Source organism: Burkholderia sp. APQ4-4ca, assembly GCF_057837105.1.
In genome coordinates this window covers 31,136-49,556 of record NZ_JBYQCG010000212.1, presented here as the reverse complement: position 1 = coordinate 49,556, position 18,421 = coordinate 31,136, and the positions used below count along the sequence as shown (strand labels likewise).

The following is an 18,421-nucleotide window of genomic DNA, read 5'->3' as shown; positions in this document are numbered from 1 at the left end:
CACCATGCAGACCCGATCCACCCTCGATGAGCATGCGACCATCGCGACGCCGGCGCCCGAGCGCACCGCGAAGCACTACCTGCTGGCCGGCTGGGCCAGCATGGCCGGCACCACGATCGAGTGGTACGACTTCTTCCTCTACGGCACGGCCGCCGCGCTCGTGTTCAACCGCATCTTCTTCCCGTCGCTGGACCCGGTCGTCGGCACGCTCGCCGCGTTCGGCACGTTCGCGGTCGGCTTCATCGGGCGGCCGATGGGCGGCATCGTGTTCGGCCACTTCGGCGACCGCCTCGGCCGCAAGTCGATGCTGATGATCACGCTGCTGCTGATGGGCGTGCCGAGCATGATCATCGGGCTGATCCCGTCGTACGACAGCATCGGCTACTGGGCCGCCGCGCTCCTGATCGCGATGCGCTTCCTGCAGGGGATGGCGGTGGGCGGCGAATGGGGCGGCGCGGTGCTGATGGCCGTCGAGCACGCGCCGAAGGGCCGCAAGGGGCTGTTCGGCAGCCTGCCGCAAACGGGCGTCGGGCTCGGCTTGATCCTGTCGTCGGTCGCGATGGCCGCGCTGCCGGAAGCCGACATGCTGTCGTGGGGCTGGCGCGTGCCGTTCCTCGCGAGCATCGCGCTCGTCGGCCTCGGCTGGTTCATCCGCGCGAAGGTGCCGGAATCGCCCGACTTCGAGAAAGTCCGCAAGCAAGGCAAGGCCGAGAGATCGCCGGTGACGGCCGCGCTACGCCGCCATCCGCGCGAAGTACTGACGATCGTCGGCGCGCGCGCCGCCGAGAACACGTGGTTCTACATGGTCGTCACGTTCGCGCTCGCTTACGCGACGCAGCAGCTGCATCTGCCGAAGGCCGAGATGCTGCACGCGATCACGGCCGGCGCCGCGCTGTCGCTCGTCACGATGCCGCTGTGCGGGCATCTGAGCGACCGCATCGGCCAGCGCCGGATGTTCGCGATCGGCCTCGTGCTGATGTGCGCGTTCGCCGCGCCGTTCTTCACGATGCTCGGCACGCAGCAGACGTCGACGGCATGGTGGGCGATCGTGCTCGGCCTCGGCATCGTGTTCCCGATCCTCTATGCGCCGGAATCGCTGCTGTTCGCGCAGCAGTTTCCGGCGGAAATCCGCTACAGCGGCATCTCGCTGTCGGTGCAGCTGGCCGGCGTGATCGGCGGCGGCTTCGCGCCGATGATCGCGACGTCGCTGCTCAAGGCCGGCGGCGGCCAGCCGCACTACGTGATCGCGTACCTCGTCGGCTTCGGCGTGTTCGCGCTCGTGTGTACCGCGTTGATGCGCCCGGCGCGCGCCTGAGCACGCCGGCCGGCATTCGATCTTCAGTTCGCCCTGCCGCCCGCCGCGCCTGCACGCGCGGCGGACGCGGGCTCCCCTTTGTCATCGCCACACCGTTTCCCCCGGAGAGAGTTCCATGAACGCCGCAGTTCCCCAGACCACCCTTGCCCTGCCCACCGCCAAGCTGCTGATCGACGGCGCGTTCGTCGAATCGCGAAGCGCCGAATGGGGCGACATCGTGAACCCCGCGACGCAGGAAGTGATCGGCCGCGTGCCGTACGCGACGCTCGACGAGGTCGATGCCGCGATCGCATCCGCGCAGCGCGCGTTCCAGACCTGGAAGACGACGCCGATCGGCGCGCGGCTGCGCATCATGCTGAAATTCCAGGATCTCGTGCGCCGCAATCTCGAACGGATCGCGCACACGCTGACGGCCGAGCAAGGCAAGACGCTGCCCGATGCGCAAGGCGACATCTTCCGCGGCCTCGAAGTGGTCGAGCACGCGTGCTCGATCGGCACGCTGCAGCAAGGCGAATTCGCGGAGAACGTCGCGGGCGGCGTCGACACCTACACGCTGCGCCAGCCGATCGGCGTGTGCGCGGGCATCACGCCGTTCAATTTCCCCGGGATGATTCCGCTGTGGATGTTCCCGATGGCGATCGTGTGCGGCAACACGTTCGTGCTGAAGCCGTCGGAGCAGGACCCGCTGTCGACGATGCAGCTCGTCGAGCTCGCGCTCGAGGCCGGCGTGCCGCAAGGCGTGCTGAACGTCGTGCACGGCGGCAAGACGGTGGTCGACCGCCTGTGCACGCACCCGGACGTCAAGGCGATCTCGTTCGTCGGCTCGACGCGCGTCGGCACGCACGTGTACAACCTCGGCAGCCAGCACGGCAAGCGCGTGCAGTCGATGATGGGCGCGAAGAACCACGCGGTCGTGCTGCCCGATGCGCACCGCGAGCAGTCGATCAATGCGCTCGTCGGCGCGGGCTTCGGCGCGGCCGGCCAGCGCTGCATGGCGACCTCCGTCGTCGTGCTGGTCGGCAACGCGCGCGACTGGCTGCCCGATCTCGTCGAGAAGGCGAAAGCGCTGAAGGTCAATGCGGGCGCGGAAGCCGGCACCGACGTCGGCCCGGTCGTGTCGAAGGCGGCGAAGGCACGCATCCTGTCGCTGATCGACGCCGGCGTGAAGGAAGGCGCGACGCTGCTGCTCGACGGTCGCGACGTGAAGGTGCCCGGCTACGAGCACGGCAACTTCGTCGGCCCGACGATCTTCTCGGGCGTGACGACCGACATGTCGATCTATCAGGAAGAAATCTTCGGGCCGGTGGTGGTCGTGATGGAAGCCGCGACGCTCGACGACGCGATCGCGCTCGTCAACGCGAACCCGATGGGCAACGGCGTGGGCCTCTTCACGCAGAGCGGCGCCGCCGCGCGCAAGTTCCAGAGCGAGATCGACGTCGGCCAGGTCGGCATCAACATCCCGATTCCGGTGCCGGTGCCCTACTTCAGCTTCACCGGTTCGCGCGGCTCCAAGCTCGGCGATCTCGGCCCGTACGGCAAGCAGGTCGTGCAGTTCTACACGCAGACGAAGACGGTCACCGCGCGCTGGTTCGACGACGACGCGACGGCCGGCGGCGTGAACACGACGATCGCGCTGCGCTGACCCGACGGAGCCCGGACATGGAAATCGCCTTCATCGGACTCGGCAACATGGGCGGCCCGATGGCCGCCAACCTGCTCAAGGCCGGCCACGCGCTGACGGTGTTCGACCTCGACGCGCATGCGGTCGACGCCGCGGTGCGCGCCGGCGCGGCGGCGGCGACGTCGCCGCGTGAAGCCGCCGCGCGCGGCTCGTTGATCATCACGATGCTGCCGGCCGCGCAGCACGTGCGCGCCGTCTACCTCGGCGACGACGGCGTGCTGGCCGGCGCACGCGCCGGCGCGACGCTGATCGACTGCAGCACGATCGATCCCGGCACCGTGCGCGCGGTGGCCGACGCCGCCGCTCAGCGCGACTTTCCGCTCGCCGACGCACCGGTGTCGGGCGGCACCGGCGGCGCGCAGGCCGGCACGCTGACCTTCATGGTCGGCGCGGACGCCGCGCTGTTCGAGCGCATCCGCCCGGTGCTGCTCGACATGGGCAGGAACGTCGTGCACTGCGGCGGCACCGGCACCGGGCAGATCGCGAAGATCTGCAACAACCTGCTGCTCGGCATCTCGATGATGGGCGTCGCGGAAGCGATGGCGCTGGGCGCCGCGCTCGGCATCGAGCCCACCGTGCTGGCCGGCATCATCAACACGTCGACCGGCCGCTGCTGGAGCTCGGACGCGTACAACCCGTATCCGGGCGTGAGCGACACGGCGCCGGCCGCGCGCGGCTATGCGGGCGGCTTCGCGGCGAACCTGATGCTGAAGGATCTCGGGCTCGCGACCGAAGCCGCGCGCGGCGCGCATCAGCCGGTCTGGATGGGCGCGCTCGCGCAGCAGTTATATCAGTCGATGAACCAGCAGGGGCTCGGCACGCTCGACTTCTCCGCGTGCGTGAAGCTGTACGAGGCGCAGCCGGCCTGACCGCCCGGCCAACGCCGGACGTGCGCCGACCCGCGATGCGCCAGGACGGCATCGCGGGTCGGTTTGCATGCGGGGAGAGAAAACGCGGGCGGCGCGATCATGCCGCCGTTCGGTCAACCGCGCGGGTTCGACGCCGTCTCGAAGGTCGGATGGCACTCGAACGCGAGTTCGGAGCGCGCGTCGACGCGGCGGCCGCCGGTCAGCGATTCCTGCTTCATGCTCGCGCGCATCCCGCGCTGCGAACAGTAATTGGTGGCTTCGCTGACGGCCTTCTCGTGGGCGTCGGCCCACGTCGTCGACACGCCCACCGTGCGCGTCGTCACGGTGAATACGTTCGGGTTCGACGTCGCGGTCACGTCGGAAGCGGTCGAACACGCGGCGAGCAAGCATGCAGTCGCCGCAATGGTCAACCATCGCAGGGTTCGAAAAGAGACTGGAATGGACATGGAGGGCAAGCGCACGCCGGTTGACGTGCATTGAGCAACATAGGCGACAGTATGCCCGCTCGATCGCCGGAGATCATGCCCCTTTTGGTGAACACATTGTTTCGAATGGTTAAACGATGGCCGAATCAGGCAAGATTTACGGCCGTCGCCGGTGGCCATTTCAGCCCGGCAGGTCATTTTGCCCGGCCGGCCCGCGGGGCCAGCGCCTGTTCACGCCGGCGCGACGGTCAATGCGCGCCCGCCTGCCGGATGCTCGCGGATACTTCCGCGAGGTTGCGCCACGCCGGCTGCCCCGGCGCATAGCGCGCGCGGATATAGGCGGCAAGCTCGGCCATCTGGCGGTCGTCGAACGCGTCGCCGAAGCCCGGCATGTAGCCGAGCCCCTCGGTGGCCGGCTGGTCGATCCCGTGATGCAGCACGCGCAGCAGGTTGTCCGGCGTCGCCTGGCTGACGCTCGTGTTGAGCCCCATCAGCGGACGCACGCCGAAATGCCCGACGCCGCCCGATTCCGCATGACAGACCGCGCATGCCGCGTCGAACGCGCGGCGGCCGTTCTCCAGGCCGAGCGTCGCGACGGTTTCCGCGCCGTGCGCGTGGCGGGTGGCCGCGTCCGCGGCGACTGCCGCCTCGACGGGCGGCGACAGCGACGCCAGATAGTGCGCGATCGCCCGCACGTCGGACACCGGCAGCGCCGCGAGCCCCGCGACGACGGGCGCCATCGGCCCGGCCGCGACGCCGTGCTGGGCCGAGAACCCCGTGCGCAGATAGTCGAACAGCGCGCCTTCGGTCCACGGCACGGGCGAAGCCGCCGACGCGACGAGCAGCGGCGCGACCCAGCCTTCCGCTTCGCCGCCCGACAGGTACGCGCGGCCGCCCTTCTCCGCACCGAGCGCGTTGCGCGGCGTGTGGCATGCGCCGCAGTGTCCGGCGCCGTCGACCAGATACTTGCCGCGATTCCACGTCGCCGAGCGCGCGGGTTCCGGCACGAACGGCCGCGCGTCGTGAAACAGCCAGTTCCAGCCGGCCACGAGCCGCCGCTGGTCGAGCGGAAACGGCAGCTTCGTCTTCGGCAGCACGTGTTTCACCGGCGGTTGCGACATCAGGTACGCATAGAGCGCGAGCAGATCGGCCTCGCTCAGTTTCGCGAATGCGGTGTACGGGAACGCCGGATACAGGTGCGAGCCGTCGCGCGAGATACCTTCGCGCATCGCGCGGGCGAACGCCGGATACGACCAGTTGCCGATGCCGGTTTCCGGGTCGGGCGTGAGGTTCGTCGTGTAGATCGTGCCGAACGGCGTATCGAGCGCAAGCCCGCCCGCGTTGGTCGCGCCGCCGGGCGCCGTGTGGCACACCGCGCAATCGCCGGCGAGCGCGACCTGGCGGCCGCGTTCGAGCATCGCCGCGCTCCACATCGCGCCGTCCGCGCCGCCGGGGGCCATGGACGCAACAGGCGCGATCGGCGCGGGGCCCGGCAGGACCGCGCACGCCAGCCCGATCAGCCCGCCGACCACGCCGCCCGCGCCCCCGCCGGCCAGCCAGCGGCGCCAGCGGGACGCACGGCGCGGGGCCGACCGCGGCCCGTCGCCGGCATCGGCCGGCACCGGCTGGGCGAGCGCCGCGCGAATGTGCGCGGCATCGAACGGCGGTGCACGAAAACGCACGCCCGTCGCGTCGTACAGCGCGTTGGCGATTGCGGCGGCGGCCGGCGCGGCGGCCCGCTCGATCCGCCGCGCATCGTGTGCGGAAAGTTCGCCGTGCGCGCGATGCGTCGCTGCATCGACTGCAAACAGCTCGTGCGCGATCGCGTCGGGTCGCGCGCCCGCATCGGTCTCGTCGTGCGCGGGCCGCGCGGACAACCGCGCGCCCATCACGCGGGAAATCGCGGCCTCGATCTGCCATGCGGGCAGGCCGGCCAGCGACGCGTCGCCGGGCTCGCCGCTGCCCTGCCCGGCCACCACGCGCCGCACCGAAACGTCGCCCGTCGCGCAATCGACCTCGAGATCGACGACCCACGCGGACCAGCTCTGGTCGCCGTCACGGTCGGCATCCTCATCGGAGGCGGAGGCGTGCGCATCGGCGCGCGCGCCATCGAATGCAAACCCGCGGCCGCCGACACGTGAAGCCGCATTCGCGCGAGCCGCCGCCGGCACGCCCCATGCGGCGCGTTCGCTGACCATCCTGATCGTCTCGCGCGGCCCCGCATCCCGCTCCGCATCGAGATGCTGCAAGCGCAACGCGACCGGATCGCGCCGTAACGCGCCCGCGAGTTCGTCGACGAAGGATTCGCGGGCAAAGACGTGCGCGTGACCGGGAATCGCGCCGCCTGCATCGGCCAGTTCGATCGACGTCTGCGCGTGCCGATAGACGAATGGCGATGCAGGGACGGGACGGGCGCGTTTTTCTGCTCCGTCAGAATCGCCTGGGCCGATATCGGCCGCCTGCGCGCGATAGCGCCAGGTCGTGATCCGGCCGTCGGGTGCGGTCCGGGTTTCGATATCGAACGATGCCTGCGTGCGCGCATCGCCGATCGGCCAGGCGTAGTGCGCGCGGTGCGAGCGCGATGCGTCGGTGGCCGCGTCGTCGTGCGGCTCGGTTTCCGTCACGCGCGCCGGGTCGACGGGCAGATCCGCGTCATGCTTCATCGCCGCCTCGCAGAGAGCGTGCGGCGCGATGCACCGCGCGGATGATCTCCAGATGCGTGCCGCAGCGGCACAGGTTGAAGCGCAATGCGTCGCGGATCGCCGCATCGTCGGGCGCGGGGTTGCGGTCCAGCAGCGCCTTCGTGCTCATGATCATCCCGTTCAGGCAGTAGCCGCATTGCGCGGCCTGCTCGTCGATGAACGCGCGCTGGATCGGATGCGGCGCGTCGCACGACCCGAGCCCTTCCAGCGTCGTCACGTCGCGCCCGTGCGCGGCGGCGGCCGGCACGACGCACGAACGCGTCGCCTGCCCGTCGACGAGCACCGTGCACGCACCGCACTGCCCGAGCCCGCAACCGTATTTCGGGCCATTGAGCGCGCAGTCGTTGCGCAGCACCAGCAGCAGCGGCGCGTCGGGCGCGGCGTCGGCGAAGGCGTGCGGCGTGCCGTTCACGCGAAACGCCAGCGGCCGCGACGGAGAAGCGGGATGGGACATGAATGGATCCGGAATACGGCGTGCGGGCCGGCGTCGGCCGGCGGCGGGCACGAGCCGCCGGCTGGCGCCGCCGGCGCGCCTGACATATAACACGCCGAAATGCGCGCGTTGCGGCGCATCGATTGCCGCGCGAACGCAGCGGCTCCAAAGCACCGGCCGGCGCAGGCGCCGCCCGCGTCAGGCCGCGGCCGCCACGTTGCCGCGCGACGGCGCCTCGAGCGGCACGTCGAACACGTCGTAGCCGAACACCCACGACGGATCCTCGTTCGTGCGCAGCCACGTGTTGTTGTGCGACACGAGCTGCACCTTCGACGCGCGCGCCGCGCGGTTCGCCTCGTACAGCGCGAACGCACCCGCATGGTCGCCGATGCCGACTTCGTCGAGACAGCGCGCGAGCATCGCCGCATCCTCGATCGCCATCGCCGCGCCCTGCGCCATGTGCGGCTTCATCGGATGGCATGCGTCGCCGAGCAGCACGAGCCGGCCGCGGCTCCACAACGGCAGCGGATCGCGTTCGAGCAGCGGCCATTTGGTGATCGACGGCGATACGTCGATCAGATGCTGGATGTCCGCGTGGAAACCGGCGAACGCTTCGCGCATCTCGTCGCGGCTGCTGTCGACCATCGACACGCCCTCGGGCCATTCGGCCTGCGGCACACCCGTCACGTAGTAGTACTCGTCGCGCTTCTCGGTCACGTAATAGACCATCATGTGACGATCCTCCGACCACCACTTCACGCACATGTCGTACGGCTTGTTGCCGAGCAGCGACGCCGGGAACACCGCGCGGTGCGCGACATAGCCCGTGTAGCGCGGCGGCTCCGCGCCGAGCAGATGCTCGCGGATCCGCGAATTCACGCCGTCCGCACCGATCGCGATGTCGGCCGTCTCGATGCTGCCATCGGTAAACGTCAGGCGCACGTCGCTGCCCGTGTCCTCCACCGCCGCGAGCTTCTTGCCGAAGCGGATCGTGCCGGGCGTCACCGCCTGCGTCATCAGCGCATGGAAATCGCCGCGATGCACGGTCAGGTAGCTCGCGCCGTAGGCCTTGCGCGCGTAGTCGCCGAGCGGGATCTGCGACAGCACGTCGGCTGTGCGCCAGTCGCGGCTGTACCAGTAATCCGGATGCGAACCCATCGTCTCCAATGCGTCCTCGCAGCCGATGCGCCGCATGATCTTCATCACGTTCGGGCCAAGATGGATGCCCGCGCCGAGGCGCGAAAAAGCGGGCGCCTGCTCGTACAGCGCGACGTCGTAACCGCCGCGCTGCAGCAGCGCGGCAGCGGCCGTGCCGCCGAGGCCGGCGCCGATGATTGCGATACGAGGTTTGCTCATGCGGATCTCCTGATCGTGGGCCCATTGCCGAACGCGGCGCGAGGACGGGCGGATTGAATGGCATTTATTTAGCGTACACACTCAATTTATTCAGGACAAGCAGATTGTTTGATGCCGCCGGAGCACTCGGGTAAATACCAATAAATCACCTAAAACCCGCACGCACAAACAATCCACCCATGTCGACCACAATTTTGATCCATTGCCATTTTCAAATGTACACACTAGACTTTGCCCAACATCCGGCGATCCCGCGCCAGCGTGCCGCCCCTTCCTTACCGACACGGAGCCTCCCGTCATGAGCAAGACCTACCGCATCGGCCAGATCGTGCCGAGTTCCAACACGACGATGGAGACCGAGATTCCGGCGATGCTGCGGCTGCGCGAAACCATCCGCCCCGAGCGCTTCACGTACCACTCGAGCCGGATGCGGATGAAGAAGGTCGTCAAGGAAGAACTCGCGGCGATGGATGCCGAATCCGACCGCTGCGCGGTGGAACTGAGCGATGCGCGCGTCGACGTGCTCGGCTATGCGTGCCTCGTCGCGATCATGGCGATGGGACACGGCTACCACCGCGTGTCGCAGGCGCGCCTCACGAAGCACACGGCCGACAACGGCGCGCAGGCGCCGGTGCTGACGAGCGCGGGCGCGCTCGTCGATGCGCTGAAGGTGATCGGCGCGAAGCGCATCGTCGTCGTCGCGCCGTACATGCTGCCGCTCACCGAGCTGGTGGTCGACTACATCCGCAACGAAGGCTTCGACGTGCTCGCATACCGCGCGCTGGAAATCCCCGACAACCTCGACGTGGGCCGCCACGATCCGGCGCGCCTGCCCGACATCGTGAAGACGCTGCCGTACGAGGACGCCGACGCGATCGTGCTGTCCGCGTGCGTGCAGATGCCGTCGCTGCCGGCCGTCGCGAAGGTCGAGGCGATGACGGGCAAGCCGGTGATCACCGCCGCGATCGCGACCACCTACGCGATGCTGCACGAACTCGATCTCGAACCGGTCGTGCCCGGCGCCGGCGCGCTGCTGTCCGGCGCGTACTGAACGCCGCCGCCACTTCGGAGCCTCCCCATGTCCTCGACCTTCCTGTACGGCGCGAACGTGCGCGCCAACGGCATCCGCCAGCACTATCTGCGCTACGGCGGCGCGACCGGCGCGCGCGCATCGCGCCCCGCGGTCGTGCTGATCCCCGGCATCACGAGCCCCGCGATCACGTGGGGCTTCGTCGGCGAGATATTCGGCGCGGCATTCGACACCTACGTGCTCGACGTGCGCGGCCGCGGGCTGTCGGACGCGTCGCCGTCGCTCGACTACAGCCTCGATGCGCAGGCGGACGACGTCGCGGCGCTCGTCGCCGCGCTCGATTTGCCGCACACGAGCCTCGTCGGCCATTCGATGGGCGCGCGGATCGCCGCGCGCGCGGCCCGGCGCGACATCCGCGGGCTCGCATCGGTCGTGCTCGTCGATCCGCCGGTGTCGGGCCCGAATCGCCGCGACTATCCGGGCAAGCTGCCGTGGTACATCGACTCGATGGCGCTCGCGCGCGCCGGCACCGACGCCGAAGGCATGCGCGCGTTCTGCCCGACCTGGACCGATGCCGAACTCCGGTTGCGCGCCGAATGGCTGCACACCTGCGACGAACGCGCGGTGCGCGCGTCGTACGAAGGCTTCCACACCGACGATTTCCACGCGGACGCCGCGCGACTGGCCGTGCCGTCGCTGCTGATCACGGCCGAGCGCGGCGACGTGGTGCGCGACGACGACGTCGCCGAACTGCAGCGCGCGACGCCGACGATGCGGCACGTGCGCGTGCCCGACGCCGGCCACATGATTCCCTGGGACAACGCGGCGGGCTTCTACGCCGCGTTCGGCGACTTCCTCGGCGCGCCGCTCGCGCCCTGAGCGCGGCGCCCGCCCCTTTCCTTCACGCCTTTACCGGAGCCGACGATGCCAGTCAGCGATACCCAACTGATCGACGCGTGGAAGCAGGTCCTCACGCTGTCGCGCCTCGAACCGGGCCAGACCGTCACGATCCTGACGAGCGCGGCCACCCATCCGCAGACGCTGTCGTGCGCGCTGATCGCGACGCAGGCGCTGGGCGCGATCGTCAACCGGCTCGACCTGCCGCCGGTGAACGGCGACAAGGCGTTCAGCCGCGACCCGCTCGCGTACCTCGGCACGACGCCTTTGACCGGCAACAAGGCCGCGATCGCCGCGCTGCGCGAGAGCGACCTCGTGCTCGATCTAATGACCCTGCTGTTCTCGCCCGAACAGCACGACATCCTGAAATCGGGCACGAAGATCCTGCTCGCGGTCGAGCCGCCCGAAGTGCTGGTGCGAATGGTGCCGACGCTGGCCGACCGCACGCGCGTGCTCGCCGCGTCGAAAAAAATCGCCGCCGCGCGCGAGATGCGCGTGAGCTCGGCGGCCGGCACCGCGCTCGTGTGCCCGCTCGGCGAGTTTCCGCCGACCGCCGAATACGGTTTCGTCGACGCGCCGGGCCGCTGGGATCACTGGCCGAGCGGCTTCGCGCTGACCTACCCGAACGATCGCACCGCACGCGGCACGATCGTGATCGATCGCGGCGACATCCTGCTGCCGCAGAAGCACTACGTGCGCGACCCGATCGCGCTGACCGTCGAAGGCGGCTACGCGACGCGCATCGAAGGCGGCGTCGACGCCGACCTGCTGCGCGACTACATGGAAACGTTCGCCGACCCCGAGGGCTACGCGATCTCGCATATCGGCTGGGGGCTGCAACCGCGCGCGCGCTGGTCGACGCTCGGGCTGTACGACCGCGAGGCGACGATCGGAATGGACGCGCGCGCGTTCGAGGGCAACTTCCTGTTCTCGCTCGGCCCGAACAACGAAGGCGGCGGCAATCGCACGACCACATGCCACATCGACATCCCGCTGCGCCGCTGCACGGTCGAACTCGACGGCGAGACCGTCGTGCGCGACGGCCGCGTGACCGACCAACCCGCCTGATAGACGAGGACCGGACACCATGAACGATCTTTCCCGTCACGCCGAAGCGAACGTGTATCGCCAGCAGGGTTTCGGCACGCCGCTGCCGCCGCACGGCAATATTGGACTGCTGATCGTCGATTTCGTGGTCGGCTTCGCCGATCCCGCGACGTTCGGCGGCGGCAACATCGCGCCGGCGATCGCGCGCACGACGCATGCGCTCGCGCTCGCCCGCGAACGCGGCTGGCCGGTCGCGCACAGCCGCATCGTGTATGCGGACGACGGCAGCGACGACAACGTGTTCTCGCTGAAAGTGCCCGGCATGGCGACGCTGACCGAGCATCATCCGAACAGCGCGATCGTGCCCGAGCTCACGCCCGCGCCGGGCGAACTCGTCGTGCGCAAGACGGTGCCGTCCGCATTCTTCGGCACGCAGCTCGCGCCGTGGCTTGCGCAGCGTGCGGTGCAGACGCTGCTCGTCGCGGGGGCCGTGACGAGCGGCTGCGTGCGCGCGAGCGTCGTCGACGCGATGTCGCACGGGTTCCGCCCGCTCGTGCTCGCCGATTGCGTCGGCGATCGCGCGATCGCGCCGCACGACGCGAACCTCTTCGACATGCAGCAGAAATATGCGGCCGTGATGCCGCTCGACGATGCGATCGCGGCGATCGACGCCGTGCAGGCGCGCTAAGCCGCCGCGTCGCGCGGATGACGCCGGCCATTCGGGCGGTTCGGGCGCCTGGAGCGATGGCTACGCCAGCACCCGCGCGCAATTGACGCTGAGGTTTTGGCGACCTAGATTGACCGCATGCGCCGCCGCGCCGCAGCCACCCGCCGTCGCGAGTGCGCCGTGCGCTGCACGCACGCGGCATCCGTCGCGACCGGGCGCCGGCCGCACCTTCCCCGACAGGATCCCTCCCCCGTGAACCGCTCCGAACTGCTCGCGCGCATCGGCTGCCTGACCGTGATCCGGCCGCCCGCGCCGCCCGTGAAGCCGGCGCCCGGCCAGCCGGGCAGCCTGTCGTCGTACGTGCCGGCGCTGCCGGAAGTGTTCGTCGCGATTCTCGACGACGGCCGCATGCTCGCGTTCAACGGACACGTCGATCTCGGCACCGGCATCCGCACGTCGCTCGCGCAGATCGTCGCGGAGGAACTCGACGTGCCGGCCGCGCGCGTGACGATGGTGCTCGGCGACACGGCCGCGACGCCGAACCAGGGGCCGACCATCGCGAGCGCGACGATCCAGATTTCCGCGACGCCGCTGCGCTGCGCGGCCGCGCAGGCGCGCCACGCGCTGCTGGCGCTCGCCGCCGAGCGGTTCGGTGTCGATGTGGAACGGCTGAACATCGACGACGGAACGATTTCAACCGATGGACAGGCGGTCACGTTCGCCGCGCTCGTCGCGTCACGGCGGATCGCGCTGACGCTCGACCTGAACACCCGCACGAAGGACCCCGCGCACTACCGGATCGTCGGCCGCTCGTCGCCACGCGTCGACCTGCCCGCGAAGGCGACAGGCCAGCTCACGTTCGTGCACGACATGCGCGTGCCAGGCATGCTGCACGGCCGCGTCGTCCGGCCGCCGTATGCGGGCCACGACAGCGGCCCGTTCGTCGGCACGTCGCTCGTTGAAATCGATCGCGCGTCGGTGGCCGACGTGCCGGGGCTCGTGGCCGTCGTCGCGATCGGCGATTTCGTCGGCGTCGTCGCCGAACGCGAGGAGCATGCGATCCGCGCGGCGCGCCAGTTGCGCGTGACGTGGCGGCCGCTTCCCGCGCTGCCGCCGCTCGACGCGCCGGCCGCCGCGATCGCCGCCGCGCCGGCCCGACGCCGCGTGCTGCTCGACGAAGGCGACGTCGACGCCGCGCGAGCGGAACCGGACACGCTCACGCTGTCGCGCACCTACGCGTGGCCGTTCCAGATGCACGGCTCGATCGGCCCGTCGTGCGCGCTCGCCGACTACCGCGCGCCGGGCGACGGGCGAATCACCGTGTGGTCCGGCACGCAGAACCCGGTATCGCTGCGCCACGACCTCGCGACGCTCGTCGCGCGCGACGAAGCCGATGTCGACGTCGTGCGGATGGAAGCGGCCGGCTGCTACGGCCGCAACGGCGCGGACGACGTGTGCGGCGACGCGCTGCTGCTGTCGCGCGCGGTCGGCCGACCGGTGCGCGTGCAACTGTCGCGCGCGGACGAACATCTGTGGGAACCGAAAGGCGCGGGCCAGTCGATGCAGGTGACGGGCACCGTCACGCGCGACGGCCGCCTGCTCGGCTACGACTTCACGACGCGCTATCCGTCGAACGACGCGCCGCTGCTCGCGGCGCTGCTGACCGGCGCGATCGCGCCCGAGCCGCGCGTGTTCGAGATGGGCGACCGCACGGCCGTATCGCCGTATGCGAGCCCGCATCGTCGCTTCGTCTGCGAGGATCTCGCGCCGCTCGTGCGGGCGTCATGGTTGCGCGGCGTGTCGGCGTTGCCGAACTCGTTCGCGCACGATGCGTTCGTCGACGAATGCGCGGCGCTGACCGGCGTCGATCCGCTCGCGTTCCGCATTCGCCATCTGCAGGACACGCGCGCGATCGAATTGCTGCAGGCCGTGGCCGAGCGCGCGGGCTGGATGCCGCGCGCGCCGCGCCCGCTGAACGAACGCGACGAAGCCCGGATCGTGCGCGGCCGCGGGCTCGCGTATGCGCGCTACGTGCACAGCCGCTTCCCCGGTTTCGGTGCGGCATGGTCGGCCTGGATCGTCGACCTGAGCGTGGATCGCATGTCGGGCGAGATCCGTATCGAACGCGTGACGGTCGGCCAGGACACGGGCACGATGATCAACCCCGATGGCGTGCGCCACCAGATCCACGGCAACGTGATTCAGGTATTGAGCCGCACGCTGAAGGAGCGCGTGCGGTTCGCGGACGGCAAGGTCGCGTCGCGCGAATGGGCGAGCTATCCGATCCTGACGTTCGACGAAGTGCCGGACGTCGATGTCGTGCTGATGCCCAGGCAAGGCGAGCCGCCGCTCGGAGCGGGCGAATCGGCATCGGTGCCGGGGCCGGCCGCGGTCGCGAACGCGTTGTTCGATGCCACCGGCGTGCGGTTCTACGCGCCGCCGTTCACGCCGGAAACCGTGCGCGCCGCACTGAGCGAAGCCGGCCGGCTCCTGAGCGCCGACACGGCCCGCGCATCGGTCACGGCGGGTGCGACGTAGGACGGCCCGCGCGTCACCCGTCACGCGTCGCCGTCCTCTTCCATCATCTTGCGCAGCAGAAACTGCAACGCGACCCGCTCGCCCGGATTGAGCGTGCCATACGTGCGCTCCGTCACCTGCCGCGCGAACGGCACCGTACGGTCGATCAGCGCGAGGCCGGCCGCGGTCGCGCGCACGATCAGCTTGCGGCCGTCGTTCGGATCGGGCAACACCTCGATCAGCGCGCGCGTCTTCAGGCGCTCGACGACGCCGCGTATCGTCGCCTGATCGATCGCGGTCGCCTTGACGATGTCGTTCAGCGAACACCCCTGCCGCTCCTTGACCGCGCACAGCGTCACGAACTGCGCGGCCGTCAGATCCGAATCGGGAATCGCTTCCTGGAAAATCGAAACGTGCCGCTGGTACGCTCGGCGCAGCAAATGCCCGACCTGGTCGTGAAAATCGTACGAATCCTTGGAAGACGCCATGAGAGTACGGAACCTTGCCTGCGTGCAAATGAAAGACAAGCAGTGTACACCCTCAAATCGGTGCAGCCGGCGGCCGGCCGGTCGCGTCATTGCGGTGCATCATGATTCGCGGTGTCGCATGCGGCTGCGGGTGTCGATCGTCCAACCGTGTTGGGACGCCCCACCATCGCGACGGCGCGCCAGCCCGGCCGCGCGCGATCGCAACGGTGTCGAACAGGCATGGAATACGTGGGGCGCACTTCCACGCACACACTTCAATTTTGAGCGCATACGCACGAATATCGTGCATGCCGCCACGCGCGACGCAGCGTTTTCAGCGCATGCTCCATATCGTCCAAAACCCCTTTTTAAACGCGGCCTTTTCCCGCATGAAACGCTTCCATCCAGGCGACCGGATTCATGCCTGTGCGCTTCGGTATTTTCTAGTGTGTACGCTACGTATTTGACGTGATATACAGATTCCTGTGCGCAGCGGAACGTCCGCTCGCGTCGATCGAGCCACCCATTCATCCGCCACATTCGAACAGGGGCATTCCCATGTCTACCGCACACCCGAGCGCCGCCGTTTCCCCCGACGACGCGCCCCACGGCCCTCTCTATCGCAAGGTCACGCTGCGCCTCATCACCCTCTTCTGCCTGTGTTACTTCGCCGCCTATCTCGACCGCATCAACATCGGGCTCGCGAAGCTCCAGATGCTCGATGCGCTCAAGTTCAGCGACACCGTGTACGGCCTCGGCGCCGGCCTGTTCTTCGCCGGCTACATCCTGTTCGAAGTCCCGAGCAATCTGGTGTTGCAACGGGTGGGCGCGAAGCTGTGGATCGCGCGGATCATGATCACGTGGGGCCTGCTGTCGGGCGCGACGATGTTCGTGCACACGCCGATGCAGTTCTACCTCGTGCGCTTCCTGCTCGGCGCCGCCGAAGCCGGCTTCCTGCCGGGCGTGCTGCTCTATCTGACGCAGTGGTATCCCGATGCGCGGCGCGCGCGGATCGTCGCGCTGTTCATGGTGGGCCTGCCGCTGTCGAGCATGATCGGCAGCCCGATCTCCGGCTGGATCATGCGCGCGTTCGACGGCGCACACGGGCTCGGCGGCTGGCAGTGGCTGTTCCTGCTCGAAGCGCTGCCGTCGGTGCTGCTCGGCTTCGCGGTGCTGCGCTGGCTGCCCAACGGCATCGAATCCACGCAATGGCTGAACGCCGACGAGAAGCGCGTGCTGCGCGCGAATCTCGACGCCGATCCGTCCGGCAACAAGAGCCACGCGCTCGGCAAGGCGTTCTCCGATCCGAAGGTGTGGGCGCTCGGCCTGATCGACCTGTGCGTGCTGCTCGGCCTGTACGCGGTGAGCTTCTGGCTGCCGACGATCCTGCGCGACACCGGCGTGAAGGACGCGTATCACATCGGCTGGCTGATGGTGATTCCGAACGCCGCCGCCGTGCTCGCGACGCTGTACTGCGGCGCCAGTTCCGATCGCGCGCGCGAGCGCCGCTGGCATATCGTCGTACCGTTCATGGTGTCGGCCGTCGCGCTGGCGATCGCGGCTTCGTCGTCGCACGGCACGCTCGGCACCGTGCTGCTGTTCTCGCTGATCAACGCAGGCGCGGCCGCCGCGATGCCGGTCGTGTGGGCGCTGCCGTCGACGTTCCTGAAGGGCTCGGCCGCCGCCGGCGGGATCGCGTTCGCATGCTCGATCGCGAACCTCGGCGGGTTCGGCAGCACCTATTTCATCGGATGGTTGCGCGATACGTTCCATTCGCAAAGCGCGGGGCTGTACGGTTTCGCCGCGTGCATGCTGGTCGGCTGCGCACTCGCGCTCGCATATCCGCCCCGGCTCGTGAACCGCTGACGCGTCGCGTCGCCCGCCCCAACGCGACCTTTTTACAACCGCGCCCATCGCGCGGCCCGCCCCGACGTTCCCCGTGTCGTCCCGCGCACGCCGCCCGCCCGGCGCGTGCGCGCTTCTAGCCCCGTGCGACCGTCGTTCAGCGGCTTTTTCTCCGCACAGGCACGTCGCTTGCGCCCTTTTCGCGCCCGCCATCCGGCGGACAGCCATCTTCCTTCCAACCGGCGCTGCGCCCCGCACGATCCTTCGCGCGGCGGTCCCGCATCGCAAGGCAGGTTTCCTGAACGAGAGGACGACATGAAATCAATACGAACGATAGTGGCCCTGTGCTCGGTCATTTCCGTACTCGCAGCGTGCGGCGGCGGCGACGACGCCGGGACCGAACTCGGCATCTCGAAGCCGCAGGCGCGCTTCATCAACGCGGTGCCGGCCGGCCCTAACCTCGACTACTACCTGAATGCGAAGATCGACCAGTCGGGCGTCGCGTACAAGGGCGTGACGCGCTATCACGACGTCGATTCGGGCACGCAGACCGCGAGCTACGACGTGTCGGGCACGACCGCGACCATCGCCTCCCAATCGTTCAGCGCCGCGAACGGGCACCACTACACGACCATCGCGCTGCCGAGCACGACGTCGCTGATCTCGGTGATCGACGATCCGTACGACAAGGGCCTGCTGTCGGACAAGGCGCGCGTGCGCAGCTTCAACGCGTCGCCGAATGCGCAGAACGTGGACGTGTACGTCGTGCCGCCGGGCACCGACATCACCACGCAAAGCCCGACGATGGCGGGTGCGGCCTACCAGAACGCCGTGCCGGCGACGACGCAGGATTCGGTCTACCTGAACGGCGGCACCTACCAGATAATCGTCACGACGGCCGGCAGCAAGTCGCCGATCCTCAAGACCGCGCCGGTCAACATCGGCAACAACGCCGACTGGCTGCTGCTGACGATTCCGTCCGGCGGCATCGGCGACGTGACGCCGAACGACATTCACGTGCTCGTCGCGCAGGGCAACAACGCCGATACGTCCGCGCAGGAGCTGGGGCCGCAGTAACGCAGCAAGGGTCCGAAAACACACGCGGCGGCCGGTGCGATCGCATCGGCCGCCGCGTGTCGTATACCGGCATCGAGCGTCGGTATCGGTGCC

Annotated in this window: 15 protein-coding genes; 10 read left to right on the top strand and 5 right to left on the bottom strand. The window is 69.2% G+C overall.

Going from position 1 to position 18,421, the window contains the following annotated elements; all coding sequences use genetic code 11:
- Positions 1 to 4: 4 nt before the first annotated feature.
- The 3 genes from AC3IFE_RS21870 to mmsB all read left to right on the top strand — a co-directional run bounded on the left by AC3IFE_RS21870 (position 5) and on the right by mmsB (position 3,865).
- Positions 5 to 1,315 (top strand): MFS transporter, encoded by a 1,311-nt coding sequence (locus AC3IFE_RS21870; protein ID WP_489191931.1) that lies wholly within the window; start codon positions 5 to 7, stop codon positions 1,313 to 1,315.
- Positions 1,316 to 1,430: 115 nt separating this feature from the next.
- A complete protein-coding gene (locus AC3IFE_RS21865) occupies positions 1,431 to 2,957 on the top strand; it encodes a CoA-acylating methylmalonate-semialdehyde dehydrogenase (RefSeq protein ID WP_489191930.1) in 1,527 nt (508 codons plus the stop codon).
- A 17-nt stretch (positions 2,958 to 2,974) separates the two neighbouring features.
- Complete coding sequence (gene mmsB, locus AC3IFE_RS21860) at positions 2,975 to 3,865, top strand: 3-hydroxyisobutyrate dehydrogenase (RefSeq protein ID WP_089469504.1); 891 nt, start codon at positions 2,975 to 2,977, stop codon at positions 3,863 to 3,865.
- A gap of 113 nt (positions 3,866 to 3,978) precedes the next feature.
- Here mmsB and AC3IFE_RS21855 read toward each other — a convergent pair whose 3' ends face one another.
- The 4 genes from AC3IFE_RS21855 to AC3IFE_RS21840 form a co-directional block, all read right to left on the bottom strand.
- On the bottom strand, positions 3,979 to 4,311 hold the full coding sequence (locus AC3IFE_RS21855; RefSeq protein WP_089469503.1) for a hypothetical protein: 333 nt from the start codon (positions 4,309 to 4,311) through the stop codon (positions 3,979 to 3,981).
- 227 nt (positions 4,312 to 4,538) lie between these two features.
- Positions 4,539 to 6,953: a c-type cytochrome gene (locus AC3IFE_RS21850; protein WP_489191929.1), complete on the bottom strand. Its 2,415-nt coding sequence runs from the start codon at positions 6,951 to 6,953 to the stop codon at positions 4,539 to 4,541.
- Positions 6,943 to 7,446: a (2Fe-2S)-binding protein gene (locus AC3IFE_RS21845; RefSeq protein ID WP_489191928.1), complete on the bottom strand. Its 504-nt coding sequence runs from the start codon at positions 7,444 to 7,446 to the stop codon at positions 6,943 to 6,945. The genes AC3IFE_RS21850 and AC3IFE_RS21845 overlap by 11 nt, the downstream gene beginning before the upstream one ends.
- A 177-nt stretch (positions 7,447 to 7,623) precedes the next feature.
- Positions 7,624 to 8,781, bottom strand: coding sequence for an FAD-dependent monooxygenase (locus tag AC3IFE_RS21840; protein ID WP_489191927.1), 1,158 nt, complete (start codon positions 8,779 to 8,781; stop codon positions 7,624 to 7,626).
- A gap of 298 nt (positions 8,782 to 9,079) precedes the next feature.
- On the opposite strand from AC3IFE_RS21840, the gene AC3IFE_RS21835 reads away from it, so the two are divergent.
- From AC3IFE_RS21835 to AC3IFE_RS21815, 5 genes are all read left to right on the top strand, one after another.
- Positions 9,080 to 9,832: a maleate cis-trans isomerase family protein gene (locus AC3IFE_RS21835; RefSeq protein ID WP_489191926.1), complete on the top strand. Its 753-nt coding sequence runs from the start codon at positions 9,080 to 9,082 to the stop codon at positions 9,830 to 9,832.
- 27 nt (positions 9,833 to 9,859) lie between these two features.
- Entirely contained in the window at positions 9,860 to 10,690 is an 831-nt protein-coding gene (locus tag AC3IFE_RS21830) for an alpha/beta fold hydrolase (protein WP_489191925.1), read from the top strand.
- Positions 10,691 to 10,735: 45 nt separating this feature from the next.
- Positions 10,736 to 11,776, top strand: coding sequence for a 2,5-dihydroxypyridine 5,6-dioxygenase NicX family protein (locus AC3IFE_RS21825; protein ID WP_301739390.1), 1,041 nt, complete (start codon positions 10,736 to 10,738; stop codon positions 11,774 to 11,776).
- Between the two features lie 19 nt (positions 11,777 to 11,795).
- A complete protein-coding gene (locus AC3IFE_RS21820) occupies positions 11,796 to 12,443 on the top strand; it encodes an isochorismatase family protein (protein WP_089469496.1) in 648 nt (215 codons plus the stop codon).
- 231 nt (positions 12,444 to 12,674) lie between these two features.
- On the top strand, positions 12,675 to 14,960 hold the full coding sequence (locus AC3IFE_RS21815; RefSeq protein WP_489191924.1) for a xanthine dehydrogenase family protein molybdopterin-binding subunit: 2,286 nt from the start codon (positions 12,675 to 12,677) through the stop codon (positions 14,958 to 14,960).
- A 20-nt stretch (positions 14,961 to 14,980) separates the two neighbouring features.
- Here the strand turns inward: AC3IFE_RS21815 and AC3IFE_RS21810 are convergent, their stop codons facing one another.
- Positions 14,981 to 15,427, bottom strand: coding sequence for a MarR family winged helix-turn-helix transcriptional regulator (locus tag AC3IFE_RS21810; protein WP_489191923.1), 447 nt, complete (start codon positions 15,425 to 15,427; stop codon positions 14,981 to 14,983).
- 537 nt (positions 15,428 to 15,964) lie between these two features.
- On the opposite strand from AC3IFE_RS21810, the gene AC3IFE_RS21805 reads away from it, so the two are divergent.
- Positions 15,965 to 17,272 (top strand): MFS transporter, encoded by a 1,308-nt coding sequence (locus AC3IFE_RS21805; protein WP_489191922.1) that lies wholly within the window; start codon positions 15,965 to 15,967, stop codon positions 17,270 to 17,272.
- Positions 17,273 to 17,566: 294 nt separating this feature from the next.
- On the top strand, positions 17,567 to 18,328 hold the full coding sequence (locus AC3IFE_RS21800) for a DUF4397 domain-containing protein (RefSeq protein WP_089469493.1): 762 nt from the start codon (positions 17,567 to 17,569) through the stop codon (positions 18,326 to 18,328).
- Positions 18,329 to 18,421: the final 93 nt, after the last annotated feature.